This is a genomic window from Streptomyces sp. PTL18 (assembly GCF_059510295.1).
In genome coordinates this window covers 20,604-41,031 of record NZ_JCAJZO010000036.1, presented here as the reverse complement: position 1 = coordinate 41,031, position 20,428 = coordinate 20,604, and the positions used below count along the sequence as shown (strand labels likewise).

The following is a 20,428-nucleotide window of genomic DNA, read 5'->3' as shown; positions in this document are numbered from 1 at the left end:
CCAGCGCTGCTGACGGACGTCATGTCGTCGCGTTCGTAGGATGCATAGACTGGCGGTGCGGGTGACTTCGAGGGTGGTGCCGTCGTCCAAGTGGCGGGCGACAGGGCGGCCGACCACGGCTACGGCGCGCAGGATGCCGGCCTCGTCGGCGGCACCGAGGGAGAATATCTGTCCGGTGGGCGGCGGGTGGTGCCGGTGCCAGAGGCGGACGAACTCCTTGGCGTCGCGGGAGCGGACGGGTACCAGGTGCAGGCGCGATTCGCTCACGCGGCGGGCCCGAAGTCGGACTGCGTCGGTGCGTGCTTGGCGATGGCCCGGGCGGTGATCGCCTTGGATGCGCGGTCGGATGCCGCGGACAGTTCTGCCGCGCCGGGCTCCTGGTACCACGGGCGCAGGTCGAGCATGGCGGCGCGCAGACCGGTGGCGAAGCAGAGGGCCGTGCCCTTGGGCAGGGCGCGGATCTCGTCGGCGGGAAGGATCCGCTGCTGTCGCATCGACACCGAGGTCGACTTGCCGGACTCGGAGTGCGAGGTCGAGGTGGTCTCGACGTCGTGGTCGCCGATCAGGCGGGACAGCTTGTCGGCGAAGTCGGGGTCGTCGATACCGGAGCCGATGACCTTGACGGTCGAGGCGGACCACATGGCGTCCATGCCGGCGTCCCCCCAGACCTTCTGACCCTGGCGATAGGACTGCAGGATCGTGATGGGGATGATGCCGCGCGACCCGAGGTGGGAGTACAGGTCCGGCAGGTCGCTGATCTTGCAGACGTTGGCGGCTTCGTCGAGGATCGCGAGCATGGGCGGGTCGAGGCGTCCGCCGGCGCGTTCGGCCTGGGCGGTCGCGGCCCGCATCACCGAGTCCGCGCATGCGGCGATCAGCGCCGAGGCTCCGCCGCCTCCGTCCTTGCTGAGCAGGAAGAGGGTGTCGGTGGAGGTGACGAACGCGGACGGCTTGAACTCGGGGACGTTCTTCTGCGGGGTGACCCAGGCAGCGATCTCGCTGTTGAGCAGCGCGGCGGCGTACTGGCGGGCGGTTTCGTAGATGCCGTCCCGTGTTTCCGGCGGTCCTTCCACGGTGCCCTTGAGCTGGGCGGCGACGGCGGTGAACCCGTGGTCGCGGAGGATGTCGAGCGGGGTGCGGTCGGCGGGGAAGGCCAGCCACTGCATGACGTCGGTGATCGGCCGCTCGTCCAGGGCCGCGGCGAGGAAGAGCTGGGCGAGGATGTTGGATCCGGCCTTGGACCAGAAGTCGCCCTGCTGGGAGGCGTCCACGGAGGCGGCGAGGAAGTGGCCGGCCAGCCGCCCGGCGCCGTCGAGGGTTTTGGCGTCCGCCAAGGGGTTCCACCACATCTCGCGTGCGGCGTGCGCGATCTGCTGCGGGTCCATCGACCACACCCGTCCCACCGCGGCGCGGGCGTCGTAGGTGGCGGTGAACGCATCGCCGGCGGCCTTGTTCGAGGTCAGCAGGACCGGGCCGGGCGCGGCGAGGATGGAGGGGATCGCGAGCGAGGTGGTCTTGCCGGAGCGTGGCGCCATGATGGCGACGGCCACGTCCTCGTAGCCCATGCGGATCTCCTGCTTGGTGCCCTGAAGGTTGCCGAGGAGGATGCCGGTGTCGCGGGCCTCGATGTGCTTGGCGTCCTTCAGGCTCGGGCGCAGGGAGCGGGCCTTGTCGGTGATCGCCTTGGCCATCAGCGGTTCGATGTCCCGGGCCTTGGCCATGCCGGTGATCTTCTTCTTCCGGCCGCCGCTGCGGTTCTTGTGCCGGGCCCACAGGATGCCCGCTGTTGTCCCGAGCGTCAGGAGGAGGAGAACGGGCACGATGCGTGCCCCGATCAGCAGGGATGTTCCTCCCGCGTGGGGCCAGAGGCGCTGGGGGTGGAGCAGGGCGGTGGTCGGCTGGTACGGCGCCCAGCCGGCTCCGGTGAGGTAGGCGGTGATGTTGCCGGACAGCCAGGCGAGGTGGGACAGGGGGACGACGACGGCTGCGAGGCCGATCAGGAGGCGCAGGACGATGTCGTACCCGTCGGTGGAACTGTTGGAGGAGGTGGGGGGCAAAGAGTTACGTGCCTTCCGGGCGGGGGCGGGGCATTCAGCGGCTGCGGCTGTTCCTGGCCAGCGGCTGGCGCGGCGGGCCTGGAGTTGCCGGCGGGACGTCGCTGAAGGCGGCGATGAGTTCGACCGGGGTGCGGGCGCCGAAACTCGCGTACCAGGCGGGCCGGTCCGCCTCCGCCGCATGGTTGAGCTTCCACCACTGTCCGTCGGGGTCGGGTTCCAGGCGCAGGAGGGCCTTCTGGTCCGGGCTCGAGAGCAGGACGCGGGGCATCAGCGGGTCGTTGCCGTTGCTCCAGCCGCAGGCACGGTGCAGGGGGACGGTGATCCAGGCGGGGTCACCGCCGCCGGCCAGGTGGCGCGGCGTGATGAAGTCGACCTCGACGGTCTCGGGGATCGGGGGCGTGCTCACTTCCGTGCGGCAGCTCGCCGGTCGGGCGCGGTGGCCGGGGCCGGTGTCGGTGTGGGAGCCAGGGGTGAAGGGGCTTTGCGGGCGGCCGTGTTGATCTCGCGGAGCGCCTTGCCGTGGGTGGCCCAGTCGTCGAGGTAGCTCCACGATTCGGCGTGATGTGCGGCGAGTGCGTCGTCGAAGTCCGGGGTTCCGGGCTTGGCGGTGGTGGGGAGGGCGTCTCGGGTGACCAGCCATTGCTCGTGCAGTTCGTCGAGTCGGTCGAGGGCGTCGCGCAGGACGCTCAGCTGGTAGACCCAGCGGCTCTGCACGTTGGTCTCCGGCAGCTGGGCCAGTTGCGTCTCGGCCGTGGCCAGCAGGTGATGGGCGCCGTACCGGAGCGGCTCGAACGCCTCGGCGGTGTCGGCGTCGCGCTGGCTCGCGCGCCTTCCGTAGGCGTGGTCGTCGTAGGGCCATCCGTCGAGGTCGGTGTGCTCGTCGGAGTAGGCGTCCCAGGCGTCGAGGATCTTCTTGCTGTCGCTCACGTAATGGTCGAGGTGGCGGAGGAGGTCGCGGTGTGCGCGGTGATCGGCGGAAATGGGAGAGGCGTCCTGTCGGTTCAGCGGCGAGGAGCCGGCTGGGCGGTGTGGGCCTTCGCCGGGGTCGTTGCGGGTTTCACCTTGCGCAGCTCGTCCAGGACGTAGTGGAGCATGTACTGGTCGGTCTGCACCCACGCCGCGGCACGCAGCTCGGTGACCAGATCACTGATCTTCTCGCTGCGCGGTGTGTTCGGGTGGCTCTGTACGGCGCGGGCGAGGGCGCGCAGGGTGTCACCGAGCTGGATGGGCAGGCCGGTGTATTCGTCGAGGAGGGGCTCGACGAGAGCGAGCGCCTCCTTGGGATCGGGGTTCTCGCGCAGGTATTCGGTGAGGCGGCACAGGGTGTCGGTCGCGGCGCGGATGGTGTCCGGGGTGAGTGCGGGCATCGGGCTCCTCGGGGTGGTGGGTGTCGTGGTCAGCGGCGGGTTCGTGTGCCGTCGGCGGCGGCGTGGGCGCGGGCGGTGGTGCGCGGTCCGGTGCTTCGGGCGCTGTTGCGGGCCCAGGTGGCGGCTCGGGCGGCCGTGATGCGGGCCTGCTGCCAGGCGCTGAGCTGGGAGGGCTTGACGGATACCGACCAGGTGCGGATCTGCGCGCTGTGTGGGACGCGTCCGCGCGGGCGCATCACGGGGTCGGGGCTGGCGAGTTCGGTGGAGAAGGCTTGCACGAGGTGCATCGGGGTGTTCGGCGTGAAGTTGCCCGTCCAGCCGTTGCGCTGTTTGTCCTGCGCTCCGGTCCACCACATCGCCGTGCCGTCGGGGTTCTGGCGGTACTGCATCCACGCGGTGCCATCGGGGCTGGTCGCCACGTAGTTTTCGCCCTCGAAACGCGTGTGCCAGTTCTGCTCCTGCAACGGGGCCCAGACGTTGGGGGCGTGTGCGGAGCGGGGACGTGTGAGGGCGTCGGTCAGGCCGGCGACGATCTCCACCGGGGCCTGCCGGCCCAGGTGAGCCGACCACTCGCCGTTCGCCCCCTCTGCCCGGCCGTGGATGGTCCAGCCGCCGGGAAGGACGTAGGGGTCGTAGGCGACGCGGACGGTGCGGTCCGGGCTCTCCATGTGCAGGGGGCCGCCCGGCTTGGACTTGTCCCGCCAGCCCGAGGCGCGCAGGAACTCCGAGAGGTGCCGGACGTCGCCACCGCCGGCCAGGGCACGGGGCTGGACGAGGTAGTGCTGCTCGGCCTGCTCGCCGGGCCCCCAGCCCTGCCACTGCTTCTTCTTCACCGACGCCGCCGGACGACGAGCGGGGCGGGCACTGGGGGCTTCGCCGCAGTGGTGGCGGGCTGGGTGCAGACGTGCTGCAGGGTGTCCTTGTGTTCGTCCAGGTCGAGGGTGATGTCGTGCAGTTCGTTCGAGGCACGGCCCAGAGCGAGCCACACCTCTGCGGGGAGCGCGCCGCGCTCTGCCTGGTCCTTGGCGAACATGCTTCCGGTGGCGACGAGGTGGGTGACGCCCCCGAGGACTCCGCTGTCCGGGTCGAGAACGCGGGCGATGACTTGCGCGGCCTGGGCCGGAGGAAGCTGGGAGAGGTGGTCGGCGAGCTGGCCGAGCTGGCGGGTGATCTCGTCGGCGAGTCTCAACGGGTAGGGGGCGGGGTGGGACATGCTCCTCCGGGGCGGTGGACGGTCAGTGGTGGTGGCGCTGCCCGACGCGCTGTGCCTCGGTGAGGACGGCCTCCGGGCGGGCGCCGGCCAGAGGGGAGGTGTGGTCGGGGCCGCTCGGTATGCAGGCGCGCAGATAGCGGCGGAAGAGGGCGGTGGCGAGCCGGGGCTTGAGCCGGTTGCTGATCGGTGGGGAAGTGCGGGGTGCTACGGGTTTCTCCGGGAGTCGGGCTGTGTGCTGGGCGGCCCCGGTGGGGTGCCGGGGCAGCCCAGGCGTCTTACGGGGTACGGGGCGGACCGGCGCGGAGTGCGACGGGGAGCCGGCCGGTGACGGTTGCTGTGCGGCGGGACAGGCCGCTCGGGTGCGGAGGCCGTGCATGGCCTACCGGTAGGTGGCTTCGTCGAAGACGTCGGGCGTGCTGTTGACGTCGTAACCGGTCAGGAGCAGGGCGGATGCCGAGGTCGGCCTCCGCCTGGTTCATCGAGTCCTGGCGGTTGGCATACGGGTGCCGGCCGGTACCGGCGGCATGGGTGCCAGGGCGGAGATGGGCGCGGTCCGTCCGGCGGGGTGCTGGAGGGCGGTGCCGATGCCGAGTGCGTCGAGCTGCGGGCCGATCTCGCGCAGGGAGCGGGCCTGGGCGTGGGTGTCGTCGCCCTCCAGGCGGTAGATGCCGCTCTGCGGGTCCTGGACGAAGCCGTGGGCGATGAGGATCGTGCCGGCACGGTCGTCGGCGGGGGCGGTGGCGACGCTGCCGTCCGGCTGCCAGGTCAGGACGATCCGGTCCGGCTGGGAGGGCTGGATACCGCCGAGGGCGTTGTGCCGGACCTGTGCGAGCGCACGGTCGTAGCGGGCGAGCAGATCGCCGGCGACCTGCTCGGCGCTCAGGAAGGGGTCGTCTGCCAGGGCGATGCCGTTGGGCTCGGGGACAGCGCGGTACGCCTCGTCGGGCAGGGCGCGCGGGGCGACGGCGGCGAGAAGGAAGCCGTCGCGTCCGTCGTGCCGGTCCAGGAGGGCGAGCTGGGCGCCGTCGGTGCGGCCGAGGACGGCTGCCTGCGTCAGCGGGTGCTCGGCGAGGGAGGCAGCGACCATGTCCAGGTCCCAGATCCGGTCGGCGAGTTCGGCGAGGTCGTCCTTGGCGTCGGCTGGCAGGTGGGTGCTGGTCCAGGTGTCGGGGAGTTCGCCGGCGAGGACGTCGGCGTACGAGGCGAGGCGCTCGGAGGTGTCGTGGTCGTGCATGGTGTCCTTGGGCAGTTGCGGGGGCTCAGCGGCGCAGGCGGGTGGCACCGACGGGTGGCGGTGCCGGGGCTGGCAGTGCACGCGGCGGGGGTGGGCAGGCGCACACGGCGGAGCGTTCGGGCTCGTGGTCGGGAACGCGCTCGGCGCAGGCGCGGCGGCCGGGGTGAGGGGCGCGCCGGTCGGCCAGCCGTTCGCGGGTGTGCGCGAGGTCGGAGTGGATGACGCGGACGTATTCATCGGCGAGGTAGCGCAGGCGCCGGGCAGTGTGCGGATCGCTAGCGTCGCCGAGTCCGTCGAAGAACTCCGCCAGGGCGCCGAGGGTCTCCTCGAACCCAGCGAGGATGCCGTCGTGGGGAGCGGTGAGTTCGGTGAGGATGTCGGCTGCCTCGGCGGTGTCGGTGGCTTCGCGCAGACGCTCGGCAAGGTGGGAGACCGAAGCACCGAGCGCGGGATAGCGGGCCGGCCGGGCCTCGGTGTCGAAAGCTGCGTCGCAGTCGACGTGGTAGCCGGCAGCTCGCAAGCGCCCTACGGCATCGGCGGCGAGACGGGACCCGTCGCCCTGGGTGAGGCCGGCGGGTGCGCGGTGGTAGGTCTCGTGGAGGCGGACGACGGCGATGAAACCCGCGCGCTGGAGAATGCTGTGCGCCTCCAAGTCGCCTCCATGGGCGAGGAGTTCGTCGGAGTGCGGGTCACGACGGATGTCCAGGAAGCGGTCGGTGGTGCGGGGCAAGGAGACGTTTCTCCTACGGAGATCGGTGTGTGATGTGCCGGGCCACGGGCGCTGCGGCGGCGATCCGGGACTGGACCAGGTGGGCCGCAGTGGTGTCCAGGTCCTGCTGGATGGCGTGGAGACGGCGGGCGATCAGCTCCAGGCGGTGCGCCGTGCCGGTGTCGGCGGCTCCCGGCTGGCGGGCGATGCGGTGAGCGGTGTGCTCGATCAGTCCGCGGACCGTGGCCAGCGGGCCGGCCTGCTCGTCGGCGAGCTGCGTAAGGACGCTCGCGAGCTGCGCGGATGCCGTGGGCGCCGTACGGACAGCAGGCCGCGCCGTGGGACCGGTGCGGACGGGGATCAGGTTCAGGTTCTGTTCGATGCGGCGTGCCTCGTCCGCAAGGCGCCGCAGGATGTCTGCGGGCGGGGTGCGCCACGTGCCGTCGAGGTGGATCAGGTTGGCGACCAGGTCCAGGCGTCCGGGCTGTGCTTGGACGGCGATCCACCGCCAGCCGTGCTCCGCGGCGCCGGGTATCTCGATACCGGCGGCTCGCGCGAACCGGTGAGCGGTTTCGGCCCACTCGGGACCGGTCAGCTCCCGGTCGTCCGGGTGGAGGTGGATGTCGAGATGGAGGATCGCCCGCCGGTCGTCGTCCGCACTGGCAGTGAACGGATGCTCCAGGTAGGGATCTTCGAGGTGCTCGGCCCACTGAGCGGACGTCCAGGTTCTCTGCTCGTCATCCGGGGTGTAGTAGTCCAGGCCCGGCCAGTGGGCGACGATGGTGTACTCCGTCAGGCCCTCGTTCGGGGAAAGGGGCCGCCCGAGTGCCTCGGCGAGCGGGTCGCGCGGCGAGTGGGTCCGCGCGTGCAGGCGGGGGATCATGACGGCACCCCGCTCGACGTGCGGGTGGGCGGCCGGTGCTGATGAAGGTCGCGGGCTGTGCAGAGTAGGGAGCGCTCGCGGACCAGGTCGGCGTGCACCGAGGTGTCCCCCGGTGGGAGACAGTCGATCGCCCTGTCGATGGCGCCCAGCCCTTCGTCGTACCGGCCCAGCCGCCGCAGGGCACCCGCCACGCGGAAGAGGACGATCGGGTCGCTGCCGGTGGCGAGGGCCGGTCGGGAGCTGAGGGCCAGGAGACGCTCCGCGCCGTGGTCCAGGTCCTGGCCGAGCCACAGCCCGTGCAGCAGGACGTGCAGGGTCTTGGTGTGCTGCCCGGCGTCCGCGAGGACCTCGTCCATGACCGCGAGGCCCTCCGGGCGGGACTGGCCCAGCAGCGCGAAGGCGTACAAGGCCCGCGTGTAGCAGTCCAGCGGCTGACGCGCGGTTTCCGCGAGTTGTTCGACGAGGCGTTGGAGGGTGGGGCAGCGGAAGTCGAACCGCAGGGCGCTCAGGTACAGATGAGCCAAGGTGCGGGCGGTGATCGGGTCAAGGCCCATTGCGGTGACGTCCTGCGGGGACAGCAGGGCCAGGACGCTGTGTCCGGCCGACCGTGCCGCCCAGGCAGCATCCGCGCACACCTCGGCCGAAGTTCTCCAGTCGGCCTCGATGTCGCGGAGGTCTTTGGCCAGGTGAAGCGGCCAGGAAGAATCGACCGGAGATGCGGTGGCTCGGGCCCTGGCTCTGTCGAGCGCGGCGAAACGGCCGGGACGGTGCGTGGGGGAAGTCATCGACCACTCCGGATGTCCGCGATGTGCACGAGCTGGCCCAGGGCGGTGGTGGTGTACCAGCCGCAGTCGATCAGCTCGTCGCGGTCGGTGAACCGCGTAAAGAGGGCATCCTCCATGGCGCGCAGGTAGATCAGGCAGTCCGGGCAGCGGCGCGAGAGGTGCACGAGGTAGCGGGGGTGGGCGGTGACGTAGGACTGGGCGCCGCCGGTCGCATCACGCAGCCGCCAGCCGTCCTCGTCGGTCGGGGTGTGCCAGGACGGGGCCACGACGCGCATCGCATCGCCCCACAGTTCTCCGCCAGCCATCCCCTTCAGGACGACGACAGTGTCACCGGCCTGGAAGTGGGCGTGGGTGATATCCCGATCGGGGGTGAGCGGGTCGGGCGTCGGTGCGAACGCCGAGGTGGGCGGAAGCTGGGACATGAGTTCCTTCCACGCAGATGCTGGCGGGGTGGGAGCATCAATAGTCCGGAGGAACGCCGGTTTGGCTAACCGGCGTTATCCGGCTATGTTGCCCCGCCGTCAGCGGAACGGGTTCTCCGTCCCGCGGTCCGCCTCACTGGCTGCGTCGAGGAGTTCGAGCAGGTCAGTGCCTTCGGCGTCGCGCTGGTCGATCCACCATCCGGCACGGGTGATGGCGCGGGCCTTCTCCTCCAGCTCCGCCCAGTCCGCCTCGTCCCACGTGCCCTCGATGACGAGCTCGGTGTGCGCGGATGTCATCAGCTGGTGGCGGGAGCGTTCGCCCCAGTCCAGGGCCTTGGCCGGGCCCTCCAACTGCGGCATGTCGAACTGCTTCGCCCACGTGAGGGCTGCCTCCTGCTCCTCGGCCCGCTTGGCCGCGAGCCACTCTTCTCCGAACTACTTGGCAGTAGAGGCGGTCGCTGGCGGTCCTTCATCCGGACGCGGCGTTTCGGCAATCAGTTTGGATGGCTGTGCGTAAGAGCGCTCCGCAGTGACCGCGCGCTTGCCGGCCGCGGTCCCCATCGTGGCCGTTGGGGCGCCGGTGGAGTGGGGACCTGCGTCGGTGCGGCGGTCGCGGTTTCCCACGAAATCCGGTGGAGTCTCAGCGGCCGGAAGTGGTTGGGTCCTGCTCAATGCTTCGCTGACACGGCCCGGCACAGTGCGAGGCGCAAAGTCCGAATCGCAGGGCGGTCTAGCCCGCGTGTCGTCGAGTGATGGAGGTTATCGCGGTGGCTGGTTATGGGGCGCTTTCCGACGTATACGAGTGGCTGATCGGGGACGACAGGTTGACCCCCGCCAAGGCAGCCGCGGTTTACTACAGCGATGTCGTGGGCTCTCTGCCGCCCAACGCACGCGTCCTCGACTGCGCGTGTGGAACCGGCCAGCTCGCCGTCGGTCTCGCGAGTCTTGGCCTTGACGTGGTCGCCGCAGACGCCAGTGATGGGATGGTTCGCCGGACCGAGAAGGTCGCCGACGAGCAGGGTGTCTCGCTTCGTGCCCTCCGCGCGAGTTGGGACGAGCTGCCCGACCACCTGGAGGACTCCACGTTCGATCTGGTGTTCTGCGTCGGCAATTCGCTCGGGCACGCTGAGGGCGCAGCCGGGCGCCTGACCGCACTGGAAGCGATGTCGCGGCTGCTGAATCCGGGCGGACGCCTTGTGCTCCACTCACGCAACTGGGAGCTCGTGCGCTCCGCCGGCTCACGGGTAGACGTCCGCGATCGACTCATCCGCCGCAACGACCGCGATGCGGTGGTCAGCTACTACTGGCAGATCGAGCAGCACTGGGAGCAGGAACACTTCCTTGAGATCGTGGTCGCCCAGATCGAGCCGGATGGGGCAGTGCGAGCCTGCTCGGAGCGGTTGTCCATCTGGCCCTACCGGTACGAGGACCTCGTGGCGCAGTTGCGGAGCGTCGGGCTCACGGTGCAGTCCACCACCTTCGACCCCGAGAGCGATGGATACCTGGTGGTCGCCAGCCGCGAGTAGGCGAGTCACGTCTGAGCCGGAGCTCTCTGGTCATGCGAAACCCATAGCTTCAGCACGCGCGTCCAACTACCTGATCGAACGAGGGGACTCCAAGGAATATTGGAGATTTCTTCCGTTCTTGCCTGGTGTCCAGTTGGGTGATCTTTTCGTCGGCGGCGGTGAGGCTGACCCGTAGTCCTTCTGCTTCTCCCAGCCATCCTTCACGCTCTGCTTCGGAGATGCGGTCTCGCAAGTTGTCCCGGATTTCAATCAGTCGCGGACGCTCGGTAGGGCTGGCGATGAGCACAGGGCAGCGGACGCACGCATGCTCGTGACTGCACTCGGTTCCGTAGGCTCGCCCGCACTCCCCGAGGGCGAGTTTCCTTCTCTCGAAATGGCCGAGGAATTCATCCCATTCCTCTGACGTGACTGTGCGGTACTCTTCGGCAGGCCGTGCCTGGCGACGGCGAGCGATGAAAGCGCGGTGCGCCTCGATGGCTTCGGCAGGGTAAATGGCGGCGTAGCCCATCGTGCTCGTGAGGCTGTCATGTCCTGCGATAACTTGGGCGATATGGGGCGGCAGGCCGTTCATGATGGCGTCGGTGATGAAGATCCTTCGGAAGTCGTGCGGCCGAAAAATCAGCGGTATTCCGGTTTTGTCTGTGAGTCCGGATGCTTCGAGGGTTTCGTCCAAGGCCCTGCGGATGGTGCCATATGAAATGGCTCTGTGTTCACCACTGACAGCCCACTGGAAGAGGATGGGCATCGGAGCGTTCCAGACCCTTTCATGCGCGTCGTATGTTTGGATTGATGGAATAATCCCGTCGGGTTGACGGGCGCGGCTGATGACTGCGCTCAGAACGTCGGCAAGTTCTGGGTTGATGAGCAGCAGTCGCTCCTTGTCGGTCTTTGATGGCGCGATCTGGAGGAGGGGGACCGTCTCGCCGGTGGTGGGGAGCTTGTAGCGGATGATGCTGTGATGGCTGAGTTCTTGGAGCTCCTCAATCCGGATTCCCGTATGGCGCAGGATCTCGATCGTTGCCCACGCGAAGAACGCACGCTTCTCTTCACCGCGGATGTCCCGGCTGGTTCCGTTGATGTCCCGAACACGTCCTGGTTTTCCGTCGGTGCGGCTGGAGGACGCGGGGAGGAAGAAGGTCTCCCCGCGAAAGTCGACGGCGGAGCCCAAGGGAGCCGATTCAATAGTTCGGAGACGTGCAGTGGCTTCTTTGAGGAGTCGTTCAGCTGTTTGGACAATAACGGGTAATACAGGCAGACGTTCACGGGTGCGTTGGTCCGACCTGGACTTCTTCCGTTGCTCATGCTTCTTTTTTGCCAGCTCTGCTTCGCTGACCGGGCATGGTGCAGCCCAGTGCCCCCATCGTTCGGGCTCGTCGAGGGCCCACTCCGCGATGTCCAGATAGAAGGCGCGCACCGAAATCTTGACGGCCGGTGCGCTCTCGCGGGGTTCGATCGTTGTTCGGATGGTGCCGTCAGGGCGGCGCCGGCGTGTGGTCTTCACTGCGATGCGTGCTTTCCAGGCGTCGCTCACATCCTTCGGTAGTCGAAGGGTGTCGATGCCGGGGTGGTGGTGTTCGAGATCAGCCCAGAAGAGACCGCCCAGTTCGCGGGCGAGGGTCGTGAGACTGGTGTAATCGAGGCTGGGCTGGCGTTCGGTGAGGTAATCGACCAAGAGATCACGAACGGGTCGGCAGCGCAGCTTGTATCGATCTATGAGCTCGGCTGGTCGCAGCTGTCCCGTGCGGACAGCCACGTGGTTGAGGGTGACGGGGGCATCAGGAGGGAATTGGCCCCGGTTCCGGAGCCAGGTGTAGGCGAGACGTACTGCCTTGCCGCTCGACCCCGCAAGCAGCTTCGGATGAGTCAGCAGGTCGCCTACGACAATGTCGTCGACGCCGCCGCCGTAAGCGGCGACGATTTGGGCGATGAACTTGTACGCTTCCGAGCTGTTACGGTTGGCCCGGTCGTGTCCAGAGGCGTCACTTGCCAAGCGGGCAAATCCAGTGGGGTCGCGGGTAGCGGCAATAGCGGGCCGCAGGTATCTCGATGAATTCCCGGCCAACCATTCCATGCTGGGGCGGATGACATCCGCACAAATCAAAGCCAGCAGGCCAGACCTGAGCGCAGTACGGCTGGGGCTCCTGCCGAGGGTAGACGCCCAGGCCAGGATGCCTTGCTGCCAGTTGTCGTAGGAAGCCGAGGCAGGAGCGGCGTTCCACCGTTCCTGCCACGTCTCGCCGGAGAATGTCTCCAGCCAGCTCAGCAGCAGACGGGCTCCGACCATCTGAGAGCTCCGAACTCCTGCGTTCTCCCTTCGCAGGGGCGGCTTGTCCAGGCGGTCAAGGACGGCCTCGCGTGATTCTGTAGTCAGTGGCCACGAAGTTTCCCGGGAACGAGGCGGGAACGCTCGAAGTAGAGCGGCAGCCTCTCCTCCCCGATGAGTAGCCGACGCTGGGCGAGAGAGCACGGCAAGACGACTGGTCACGAAAAGGGCCTTCCGAAAAGGACGTTGAGAGAGTCGGGGTTGTAGGCCGGTGCTGGGGGTGCCGGCGGCGGATTCTCCCGACGCTGCTGCTGCCGGGCATGATGGGCCAGCCCGGCCGTGATGATGTCGTCTCTGGTGGGACGGTTGTAGATGTCCAAGGTCGACAGGTACTTGTGGCCCAGGATGTGCTGGACATAGACGGGCGGCATGTCCGGGTCGTCCAGCATCAGGAACGTTGCAGTGTGCCGCAGATCGTGAAGGGTCCAGTTCGCGCCCAGAAGTTCGTTGGCCCGGTTGAACATCATGCGGGCCGCGTCGTACTGCAAAGGCCGCCAGGGACGACGCAGTGTCCACCACAGCGGCCGTTTACGTCCGCGAGGGACGCCCTTCTTCCAGGCTTCCTCCTGGTAGAGGCGCAGCCAGACGAACGCGTCGCGAGTGGCAGGGAGTTCCTGGAAAGCACGGCTGCCCTTACGAATCACACCGATGGTCTGCTCGCCGACGTAGGCGTCACTCTGAGTGGAGGTAAGCAGTTCCTCCGCGCGGGCCCCCGTCGCGACCCAGAACGCCAGGAGAGCGCGGTCACGATGCGAGCGGAGGCCCGCGAAGACCTCGGTGTACTTCTCCTCGGGGATCTGCCGCGGGATCCGCTTGGGCACCTTGGGCCGGTAGAGGCCGGTGCGCTGGTTGCTGTAGGGCTTTTCAGGGCTGTGGTGCGCATTCGCGCGAGCCGAGCGTCTGCTACGGACGAGAGGGAACGGGTTGACCAGCAGCGATCCGGTGTTGCGCTCCAAATGGAAGTCGTAGAACGACCGCAGCACCGTCTCGCAGTGCGCTCGTGTGCTTGGCGCGTACTTCTTGCCGACGGAGGGCTTTCCGGTCACCGGATTCGGCGTACCGGGTTCCGGCCTGACGGTCCGGGAGGAGGCTGGGATCTCTGCCGGGTCCTTGCCTCGATGACGCCAATGAATTCGCACCGGCTTGTCTGCAAGCCTCATCCACAGCATGAAATCCCGGGCGTCTTCCCGAACCGCGCGGTCCCACTCGATCCCGAACGCCCAAAGGTACCGCCACCAACGCAGCAGATCCATGCCGTATGAGCGCGGAGTCAGGGGTGAGCCGTCTGCTGCAACCAAATCCTTGAGGTACACCGCAACGGCCTCGATCGGTATGCCGTGCGGGTCCACTACCTGGTACGGCTCCCAACAGTCTCCCGTCTCCAATAATTGGCCCACTTGAGGCAGGACGAAGTTCTTTAGGTCCCTTCCGGGACGTCGTTCGCCAGACACGGCGCGAAAGCTAGCAGAAAGGTGCTCTGACCTGCGAATACGCATGATTTAGTTCGGTCAACACGTCCTCCTTGGACCCGGTGTCGGCGTCGCGCGCCACCTTCCAGCAGTCGGTGCAGTTCTTCGACGCGAGCCAGCGGGCGAAGCCTGCCCGCTTGTCGGCAGGGCGATTGGACAGGTCATGATCCACACGGTGGTAGCAGGCGTGCTCCACGGTCCAGTGCGTACGCACAGCCATAATTCGATCTCCTCAAAGGGGTTGCAAGGTGGGGGTTGCGCCCTGATCAGGGCGTCTTATGCCGGCCTCGAAGCAGGCACCGGCGCCAGCTGCACCGCGACTGCCCGCGGAGCCCAGACGTCGGCGCGCGGCGAGAAGGACGGTGAGAGCGAAGGCCGCGCCGGTGCCAGGGAGCGCCGGGCCGGCGAGCGGCTGCTTGGCGAGGTATCCGGCGAGGGCCGTGCGGCGGGCGGGACGCTTGGCCAGGAGCACGGCCACCAGGAGAGGTGTGCCTGCAACGAGGCTTCGCGCGTGAAGACCAGGTAAGTGGGAGTCGCTGCAGATCGGCGCTTGGGCTCCCCCGAAGCGGCCACCAACTTGTCTGTGTGTCAGTGGGGTTGGCTACTATGGACGTGGTCGACGAGATCCTTGAAAGGCATGGTGCATCGGTGGTGATGGCCAACCGCTACGGCGCTCCATCCGAGGAGCGATAGGCGCGCCTGGCCGGCGCTTCCCTATCGCGACGCCCGCTGGGCGGCGACGCTGTGACGTGAATCCAGCGCAGGATGCACCCTGCCCTGATTCAGGTGACGGCGCTCCGACGGAGTATGGGAGGGCCCTACTTGTCTGCCACCACTTCTACCTGTGACCACCGCGTGTATCACGTTGTCGTCGTTGCTCTGGTATCCGTCATCGCTGGGCTGGTTGCCGGGATCGGCTCCGTTGTTCTTGGGCAGTCTGCCCTCACTGCCGTCGCTTCTGGCGGTGCCGTCCTTGCCTTCACCTACGGCGCTGGCATGACCGCCGTGTCACACGTGAGTAAGCGTCAGCAGTAGCCGCTGCTCCGGGGCGGCTGGCATGGCCGCCCCTAGGCCGTGGGCTCTCAAGACAGCTCACGATCGTGCTTGTAGTTTGCGAGGGCAAGGTTGATCGCGTACTGCTCCATGGGCTCGTGTTTGTCAAGACGAGGTGGGACTTGGGCTTAGCGGTGTCGGGCGGTGGTGTTGGCGCGGGGTGGCGGCGTGGGCGGTGTGGTGTCCACGGCGGGGCGTGGACGGGTGCGCAGCACGGGGGTGCGGTGCGGGGGCAGGACGGCGACGGTCCCGCCGAGGTCCTCGGCAGCCTCTTCGACTTCGCGGGTGAGGAACTCGATCTGCCGGCTCAGCGCTGCCAGGCGGGCGGCGATCTGGCGGCCCTGCACGGTCTCCAGGGCGCTGGCGAACTGGCCGCTGGTCTCCAGGAGTTCCTGCAGGCGGACCATCGGGCCGACGTCATAGCCGCGCTGGACAGCGCTGAGAAGCGCATTGGAGGCGTCACCGGCACTGTGGCCTTCGACGACATCGCGGATGAGGTCCTGCAGGGACACCTCCGGGACTGGTGCCGGGCGGTTGAACCGGGAGACGTCCGCGCGCAGCACGCCGGGCGGAACCGGAGCGGGCAGCACCTTGCCCGCCTCGTACTCGTGGGCGTAGTGCCCGACAACCTGCCAGCCCGGTGCGTCCGGGTCGCCACGCAGCGCGACCACCGTCGAGTCGTCATCCTCGACCAAATAGGCGAGGGTGATCGGCTGCCCGTCGGCGGCGTACCACGACTCGGTCAGCTCCAGCTCGCCGCGTCTTTGCGCGGCCTGGGCCTTCTTGGTCCACATTTGCTGTTCCTCGTCGGCCAGCGGAGCTTTGTGGTGCTGGCCGCCCTGCTGGTCGGCGAGGTTGCTGGCGATGGAGCCGTGGTCCGCCCAGGCGGCCAGGTGCGGCCACAGGGCCGCGTGCTGAGCGCGCGCGGCCGGGGAACCGGGGGCGGCTGGCCGGTCGAGCGCCCGGCGGATCTCGGCGGCCGAAACGGCCAGGCCGTCCAGGACGGCCCGCCATCCGGCCAGGTGCCGAGTGGGTAGCAGCTCATCGAGCACCAGGCGGGCGGCATCGAGGAGAGCCTCGGCGTGCGGGGCGAGGTGGGCGGCGTACGCCTCCACCGCGGCCTTGTCGCGGTGGGCTCGCGCGGCTGCCGCGGCGCCCGCGTGGACGGTACGGCCGTAACGGTCGCGTGTCATGTCGAGCGCGGCCTCGGTCTCGCGGTCGATGACCGCCATCCGCAAACGGAAGTCACGTGGCCCGTTGGCCGGTTCGGGAGCGGTCGGCAAGGGGCCGTCGGGGGCCGGACGGCTCGCGGGTGTCATCGGGACCGCCCGCCGGTCGCGGCCGTCAGGTGGACGGTCGGAGCGTAGGTGGGCTTCGGCGGGATCGGCCGGGCCGCTGGCGGGGAGGTGGTGGGCGGTGTAGAGCGCTGCGTCGTCCGGCCGGCGGCGGCCTGGGCGAGACGGCTGCGGCGCTCCCGCAGGCCGTTCGGCCGGGCGGGGTGTGCCGGGCCGGCCGAGAGGGACGGGTCAAGGCGGATGTCGGCCTGCACGGTGTAGCCGTGGCGGCGCAGGTCGTGGACGGCTTGGCGGGTGCGGCGGACTCCGTCGCGCTCGGGCTCGCTGAGCCGGTACAGGCCGGGTTCTCCGGGAACGGGCTCGAACTGCTCGCGCTCCAGGTACCAGTGGGCGAGGTGCGCGGGCATAGACGCGGTGAAGGAGGCGACGAAGCCGTGTTCCTCGTGGTCGCCGAAGGCGAAGTGGGTGCCGGGTTGCAAGGGGGCGGTGTTCTCCTCGGGGCGTGGGGCGTGGGGCGGAAGGGTCAGGGGCCGCGGTGCGCGGGCCGGGCCGTGGTGAAGGGGCGGGCCGGCGCGGCGACGGGCAGGGCCGGGCGGCGGTGGGGTGCGCTGATGCGGGCCTGACGCAAGAACGTTTCGCCGTCAGTGAGCCAGGTCTCGATGGCCGACCACGCGCGTGCTCGGCGCTCCTGCTCCGGCACGAAACCGCCGTGGACGATCTCGTCGACCAGGGTCTCGGCATCGATCACGGCGTCGGCCAGACGGGAGAGGGCCGCGGCGTCGTCGGGCCACGGGCTGCTCGCGGGTCGGCACCGGTCGAGCAGCGCCGGGGCGTGGTCGACGACGGTCAGGAAACGGCGCCAGGCGTGGTCGAGGAACAACTCCGTCGCGGCGCCGCGAGCGGCGGCGCTCAGCGGGGTGGCGTCGCTGTAGCGTCCGGAGGCGTTCATGGCCTGCCAGGTGTCGTGCTCGCAGCGGATGTCCCCGAGCACGGCGGCGATGGCCGCCGTCTGGCGGGCGTGGACGGCCTGCTCGTAGGCGGGGAGGTACCGGCCGGTGAGGGCCTGGGCAGCCCGCCCGGCAAACGGCGGCAGGACGATGCTGCGCGGGGCGTGGGGATCGCCGTAGCCCCCTTCCAGTCCCTCGGGCGAGAAGGCTCCGACCAGGTAGTCGAGTTGACGGCCGGGACGTTCGATGAACAGCAGCGCGGTGCGCTGCACCGCGTCGGTGAGGAGCGCGGCGTAGGGGATTCGCTCGGTCTGGACGGCGCGGCCGAGTTCGCCGCTGTCCCAGATCCAGGGGACGAGGTCTTCCTGCCAGGCGGGGTGCGAGTAGATCTCGACCGAGGCGTGCCACTGGCCGGGCAGTAGGCGCGCGAGGTCGCGGGCGGCGTCGCCGATGAACCGGCGGCTGCTCGTGTGCACGCGGGTGCGGTGCCGCTTCGCGCACGTGACCAGGTCGACCACGGTGGTCTGGGTGCCGTCCGCGGGCAGGTGCCAGACGCCCTCGTCGTCCCGCTGGAAGCCGCTCTCCGCGAGGGCGGTGTGCGCCCAGGCAAACCGCTCGCCCGAGGCGATGGCGACGATCCCGGACTCCCGGCTGTGCGCCAGGATGATCTGCGCCTCAGTCACGGACCAGGTCCTCGCCGCCGCGCAGGACGGCGCGCAGGCTGCGGCCGTACGCCCAGGCGTGCTCACGGGCAGCCGCCTCCAGCTGGTCATATCCGACCTGGGCTGTCATCTGCCCGTTCCACTTGCGGTATCGGTACACGGGGACCGGCAGCAGGATCCCGGGCGCGAGAGCGGTGACGCCGAGGGCCGCGCAGTAGTCCTCGCCCTGGACGAGGCCGCCCATCGGCGCGGCGCGCACGAGGTCGGTGCGGGCGAGGATCGTAGTCGGCCCGATCGGGATGGTGTCCGCCGGTGACTTCCAGTACGTCCACACGTCACCGGCCTCGTGCCGGCCGGGCGGCGTGGGGCAGCGCCACAGGGTGGTCGAGCCGTCGGGGTGCTGGTCCTCGCTCCAGCCGGCACACCAGCCGACCCCGGTGGACTCCAGGGTGTTCAGCCGTAGAGCCATCGCATCGTCGGTGAACTCGTCATCGTCATCCGCCCAGTTGGTGTACGGGGTGCGCACATGGCCGAGGGCCAGGTTCCGGGCGCAGGCGGCGCCGACCGGCCGGGGAAGCGCAAGCGTGCGAACGCGGGCATCCTGTGCGAGCGGGGCCGGCAGGCGGTTGGGCGAGGCACCGTCGAGCGCGATCACGGCCTCCCATGGCACGGACTGCCGGGTCAGGCTCGCATGCATGGCTGTCAGGTAGTCGAGCCGGTCTTCGCGCAGGCGGCTGGCGATGACGACGGTGATCAAGGGCGTGGTGCGCGGGGGCAGGGAAGGCTCCGGGAAGACGAGGGAAAGCTAGCGGCGGGCGGTGGGGCGCGAGGGGCTGGCCTTTGCCGGGGCTGCGGCAGGAGCGCTCGGACTCGGCGTGCTGCGCGATGCCCGGATAGCGGGCGGGGAGTCGCGGGAGGACCAAGCCGCCGGGTGGTCGTTGAAGGCGGTGCGCGGGTCGATGGCCCAGCTCACGATGGGGCCGATGTCATCGTGCAGGAGGCTGATCACCTCGACGCCCTCCTTGTGCAGGACGTACCCCCACTCCATGTCCTGCGCATCGGCGGTCTCGTTGGTGACCGACATGCGTACCGGCGGCGAGCCGTCCGGGGTGACCAGGTGGTCGAGGGTTCGGCTGGGCCAGTGGTTGCCGCCGGTCAGCGCGGTCACGAGTGCGGGCGGGGCATCGTCGAGGAGATCGGTGCCGAGTTCGTCCCAGCCGACGGCGACGTCGTCGATGAGGTGCCGGCACATGGCCTCGATGTCGCGTCCGAACTTGTACTGGTAGGCGGCCAGGAGCAGGGGGAGGTGGTGGCTGGGCACGCCGTCGAGCTGGACGTGGATGCCGGTGTAGCCCGTGCCGACGGTGGGGCGGGCGATGAAGGAGCGAGTGGACAGGGAGCTCTCCGCAGCAAGCAGGGGGGCGGGAAATGTTCGGCGGCCATCAGGTGGCGCGCGGGTGCGTCTACACGCGGGCCGACCAGGACGGGACCGGCGGGCCGGAGGCATCGGTGCGGGCGCAGGTGTAGCCGATCAGGCGGGACGGGGCAGCCTTCGCGGGGACGGTGGCGGCGTCGTTGCACACGAACGTGTACCTGATGGAGGTGCGGGGCACATCGTGGAGCCAGGCCCGGTCCTCCTTGCCCGGGTTGATCTGCAGGCCGGAGTGCGCGACGGCGTCGGTCTGCGTGTGCATGTGGGAGAAGAGAACTAGCGCGCCGCCGTCGGTGGTCTTGAGGGCGTAGGCGTCCTTGTAGCGGTTGTCGGCGCCGGCGAAGACGGTGGTGCCCTGGTCCCCGTAGCGGGTGCCGGTCTTGTCGTGGACCTCGATCTGCCGCTTGCTCGCCGTGGTCGGCGTGAAGACCTTCGTCCCGGTGTGCGTGCCGCCGGTGGCGAAGTTGTCGAGCACCGCGGCACGCAGAACGCCGGCGTCGGCGGCGAGGTGCTTGTTGCCGTCGGCGGCGACGGCCGTCGCGTACCCGTCGTGGTCGAGTGCGATGTCCGGCAGTTTCGGGCTGTCGAGGTCGACGACGGACACCATCTCCCAGCGCTTGTGCTGGGGTCGTTCGGCGAACACCGCCAGACGCGAGGGGGCCTTGCCCTTGTCGTCCGAGAGCGCGGCGGCGAACCAGCGGTCCTGTCCGGCGGCCAGGCGCGGGATGTACAGCTTGGTGCTGGCGGTGTCGTAGGACCAGGGCTTGTAGGGCGTGCGGTCGGCCGCGGGAAGTCCCTCGGTCTCGGCGTAGTCCGAGACGGACATGGCGTACAGAGGGCCGTCCTCGATGGTGCCGAGCAGGGCGCGGTTGCGATCGGCGTTGGCCTCGTTGTTGATCTGCGAGTAGTGGGTGATGACGGCGCGGGCCTGGGCGGCGCTGAGGGCAGGCGCCGGCTGCGGCGCGCTGCTGGCGCTGGGCGTCTGCTTGGCGACGGCAGCATCGTTGTCGGTGGCACAACCGGTGAGCGCCAGGGCGAGGCAGGCGGCGCC

At 69.3% G+C, this 20,428-nt stretch carries 21 protein-coding genes and 3 pseudogenes; 1 reads left to right on the top strand and 23 read right to left on the bottom strand.

Going from position 1 to position 20,428, the window contains the following annotated elements; all coding sequences use genetic code 11:
- Window positions 1-60: 60 nt before the first annotated feature.
- From AC5WS8_RS35705 to AC5WS8_RS35640, 14 genes and pseudogenes are all read right to left on the bottom strand, one after another.
- Window positions 61-267 (bottom strand): annotated as a pseudogene (locus AC5WS8_RS35705) (XF1762 family protein); the annotation flags it as partial.
- On the bottom strand, window positions 264-2,057 hold the full coding sequence (locus AC5WS8_RS35700; RefSeq protein WP_496107649.1) for a type IV secretory system conjugative DNA transfer family protein: 1,794 nt from the start codon (window positions 2,055-2,057) through the stop codon (window positions 264-266). The gene AC5WS8_RS35700 and the pseudogene AC5WS8_RS35705, both read right to left, overlap by 4 nt.
- 70 nt (window positions 2,058-2,127) lie before the next feature.
- Window positions 2,128-2,463: pseudogene (locus tag AC5WS8_RS35695) on the bottom strand (SPDY domain-containing protein); the annotation flags it as partial.
- Window positions 2,460-2,984 carry a hypothetical protein gene (locus AC5WS8_RS35690; protein WP_496107648.1) on the bottom strand — a complete coding sequence of 175 codons (525 nt, stop codon included), beginning with the start codon at window positions 2,982-2,984 and terminating at the stop codon, window positions 2,460-2,462. The pseudogene AC5WS8_RS35695 and the gene AC5WS8_RS35690, both read right to left, overlap by 4 nt.
- 74 nt (window positions 2,985-3,058) lie before the next feature.
- Window positions 3,059-3,424 carry a hypothetical protein gene (locus tag AC5WS8_RS35685; RefSeq protein ID WP_496107647.1) on the bottom strand — a complete coding sequence of 122 codons (366 nt, stop codon included), beginning with the start codon at window positions 3,422-3,424 and terminating at the stop codon, window positions 3,059-3,061.
- 29 nt (window positions 3,425-3,453) lie between these two features.
- Entirely contained in the window at window positions 3,454-4,257 is an 804-nt protein-coding gene (locus AC5WS8_RS35680; protein ID WP_496107646.1) for an SPDY domain-containing protein, read from the bottom strand.
- The gene (locus AC5WS8_RS35675) at window positions 4,254-4,637 is read right to left on the bottom strand and encodes a hypothetical protein (protein WP_189925621.1); all 384 of its coding nucleotides are present in this window, start codon (window positions 4,635-4,637) and stop codon (window positions 4,254-4,256) included. The genes AC5WS8_RS35680 and AC5WS8_RS35675 overlap by 4 nt, the downstream gene beginning before the upstream one ends.
- Before the next feature lie 22 nt (window positions 4,638-4,659).
- On the bottom strand, window positions 4,660-5,013 hold the full coding sequence (locus AC5WS8_RS35670; protein WP_496107645.1) for a hypothetical protein: 354 nt from the start codon (window positions 5,011-5,013) through the stop codon (window positions 4,660-4,662).
- A gap of 99 nt (window positions 5,014-5,112) precedes the next feature.
- On the bottom strand, window positions 5,113-5,871 hold the full coding sequence (locus tag AC5WS8_RS35665; protein WP_496107644.1) for a hypothetical protein: 759 nt from the start codon (window positions 5,869-5,871) through the stop codon (window positions 5,113-5,115).
- A 25-nt stretch (window positions 5,872-5,896) separates the two neighbouring features.
- The gene (locus tag AC5WS8_RS35660) at window positions 5,897-6,601 is read right to left on the bottom strand and encodes a hypothetical protein (protein WP_189925626.1); all 705 of its coding nucleotides are present in this window, start codon (window positions 6,599-6,601) and stop codon (window positions 5,897-5,899) included.
- A gap of 13 nt (window positions 6,602-6,614) precedes the next feature.
- Window positions 6,615-7,463 (bottom strand): relaxase/mobilization nuclease, encoded by an 849-nt coding sequence (locus AC5WS8_RS35655; RefSeq protein WP_189925627.1) that lies wholly within the window; start codon window positions 7,461-7,463, stop codon window positions 6,615-6,617.
- Window positions 7,460-8,248, bottom strand: a complete 789-nt coding sequence (locus tag AC5WS8_RS35650; RefSeq protein WP_496107643.1) for a hypothetical protein — start codon at window positions 8,246-8,248, stop codon at window positions 7,460-7,462. The genes AC5WS8_RS35655 and AC5WS8_RS35650 overlap by 4 nt, the downstream gene beginning before the upstream one ends.
- Window positions 8,245-8,670 carry a hypothetical protein gene (locus AC5WS8_RS35645; RefSeq protein WP_189925631.1) on the bottom strand — a complete coding sequence of 142 codons (426 nt, stop codon included), beginning with the start codon at window positions 8,668-8,670 and terminating at the stop codon, window positions 8,245-8,247. Before AC5WS8_RS35645 ends, AC5WS8_RS35650 begins: the two co-directional genes overlap by 4 nt.
- Window positions 8,671-8,769: 99 nt before the next feature.
- A pseudogene (locus AC5WS8_RS35640) lies at window positions 8,770-9,099 on the bottom strand (hypothetical protein); the annotation flags it as partial.
- A gap of 323 nt (window positions 9,100-9,422) precedes the next feature.
- Between AC5WS8_RS35640 and AC5WS8_RS35635 the strand changes: the two are divergent.
- Window positions 9,423-10,196, top strand: a complete 774-nt coding sequence (locus AC5WS8_RS35635; protein WP_496107642.1) for a class I SAM-dependent methyltransferase — start codon at window positions 9,423-9,425, stop codon at window positions 10,194-10,196.
- Window positions 10,197-10,245: 49 nt separating this feature from the next.
- Here the strand turns inward: AC5WS8_RS35635 and AC5WS8_RS35630 are convergent, their stop codons facing one another.
- From AC5WS8_RS35630 to AC5WS8_RS35590, 9 genes are all read right to left on the bottom strand, one after another.
- Window positions 10,246-12,480 (bottom strand): tyrosine-type recombinase/integrase, encoded by a 2,235-nt coding sequence (locus AC5WS8_RS35630; RefSeq protein WP_496107641.1) that lies wholly within the window; start codon window positions 12,478-12,480, stop codon window positions 10,246-10,248.
- Window positions 12,481-12,677: 197 nt separating this feature from the next.
- Complete coding sequence (locus AC5WS8_RS35625; RefSeq protein ID WP_496107640.1) at window positions 12,678-13,868, bottom strand: tyrosine-type recombinase/integrase; 1,191 nt, start codon at window positions 13,866-13,868, stop codon at window positions 12,678-12,680.
- 112 nt (window positions 13,869-13,980) lie between these two features.
- Window positions 13,981-14,208 (bottom strand): hypothetical protein, encoded by a 228-nt coding sequence (locus AC5WS8_RS35620; protein ID WP_496107639.1) that lies wholly within the window; start codon window positions 14,206-14,208, stop codon window positions 13,981-13,983.
- A 961-nt stretch (window positions 14,209-15,169) separates the two neighbouring features.
- The gene (locus AC5WS8_RS35615; protein ID WP_496107638.1) at window positions 15,170-16,360 is read right to left on the bottom strand and encodes a hypothetical protein; all 1,191 of its coding nucleotides are present in this window, start codon (window positions 16,358-16,360) and stop codon (window positions 15,170-15,172) included.
- Window positions 16,357-16,815: a hypothetical protein gene (locus AC5WS8_RS35610; RefSeq protein ID WP_061915806.1), complete on the bottom strand. Its 459-nt coding sequence runs from the start codon at window positions 16,813-16,815 to the stop codon at window positions 16,357-16,359. Before AC5WS8_RS35610 ends, AC5WS8_RS35615 begins: the two co-directional genes overlap by 4 nt.
- Window positions 16,816-16,859: 44 nt before the next feature.
- Window positions 16,860-17,966, bottom strand: coding sequence for a hypothetical protein (locus AC5WS8_RS35605; protein ID WP_496107637.1), 1,107 nt, complete (start codon window positions 17,964-17,966; stop codon window positions 16,860-16,862).
- The gene (locus AC5WS8_RS35600; RefSeq protein WP_189925636.1) at window positions 17,959-18,702 is read right to left on the bottom strand and encodes a glycosyltransferase family 2 protein; all 744 of its coding nucleotides are present in this window, start codon (window positions 18,700-18,702) and stop codon (window positions 17,959-17,961) included. Before AC5WS8_RS35600 ends, AC5WS8_RS35605 begins: the two co-directional genes overlap by 8 nt.
- Before the next feature lie 48 nt (window positions 18,703-18,750).
- Window positions 18,751-19,266, bottom strand: coding sequence for a hypothetical protein (locus AC5WS8_RS35595; protein WP_496107636.1), 516 nt, complete (start codon window positions 19,264-19,266; stop codon window positions 18,751-18,753).
- A 142-nt stretch (window positions 19,267-19,408) separates the two neighbouring features.
- On the bottom strand, window positions 19,409-20,410 hold the full coding sequence (locus AC5WS8_RS35590) for a DUF8094 domain-containing protein (protein WP_496107657.1): 1,002 nt from the start codon (window positions 20,408-20,410) through the stop codon (window positions 19,409-19,411).
- Between the last annotated feature and the right edge of the window lie 18 nt (window positions 20,411-20,428).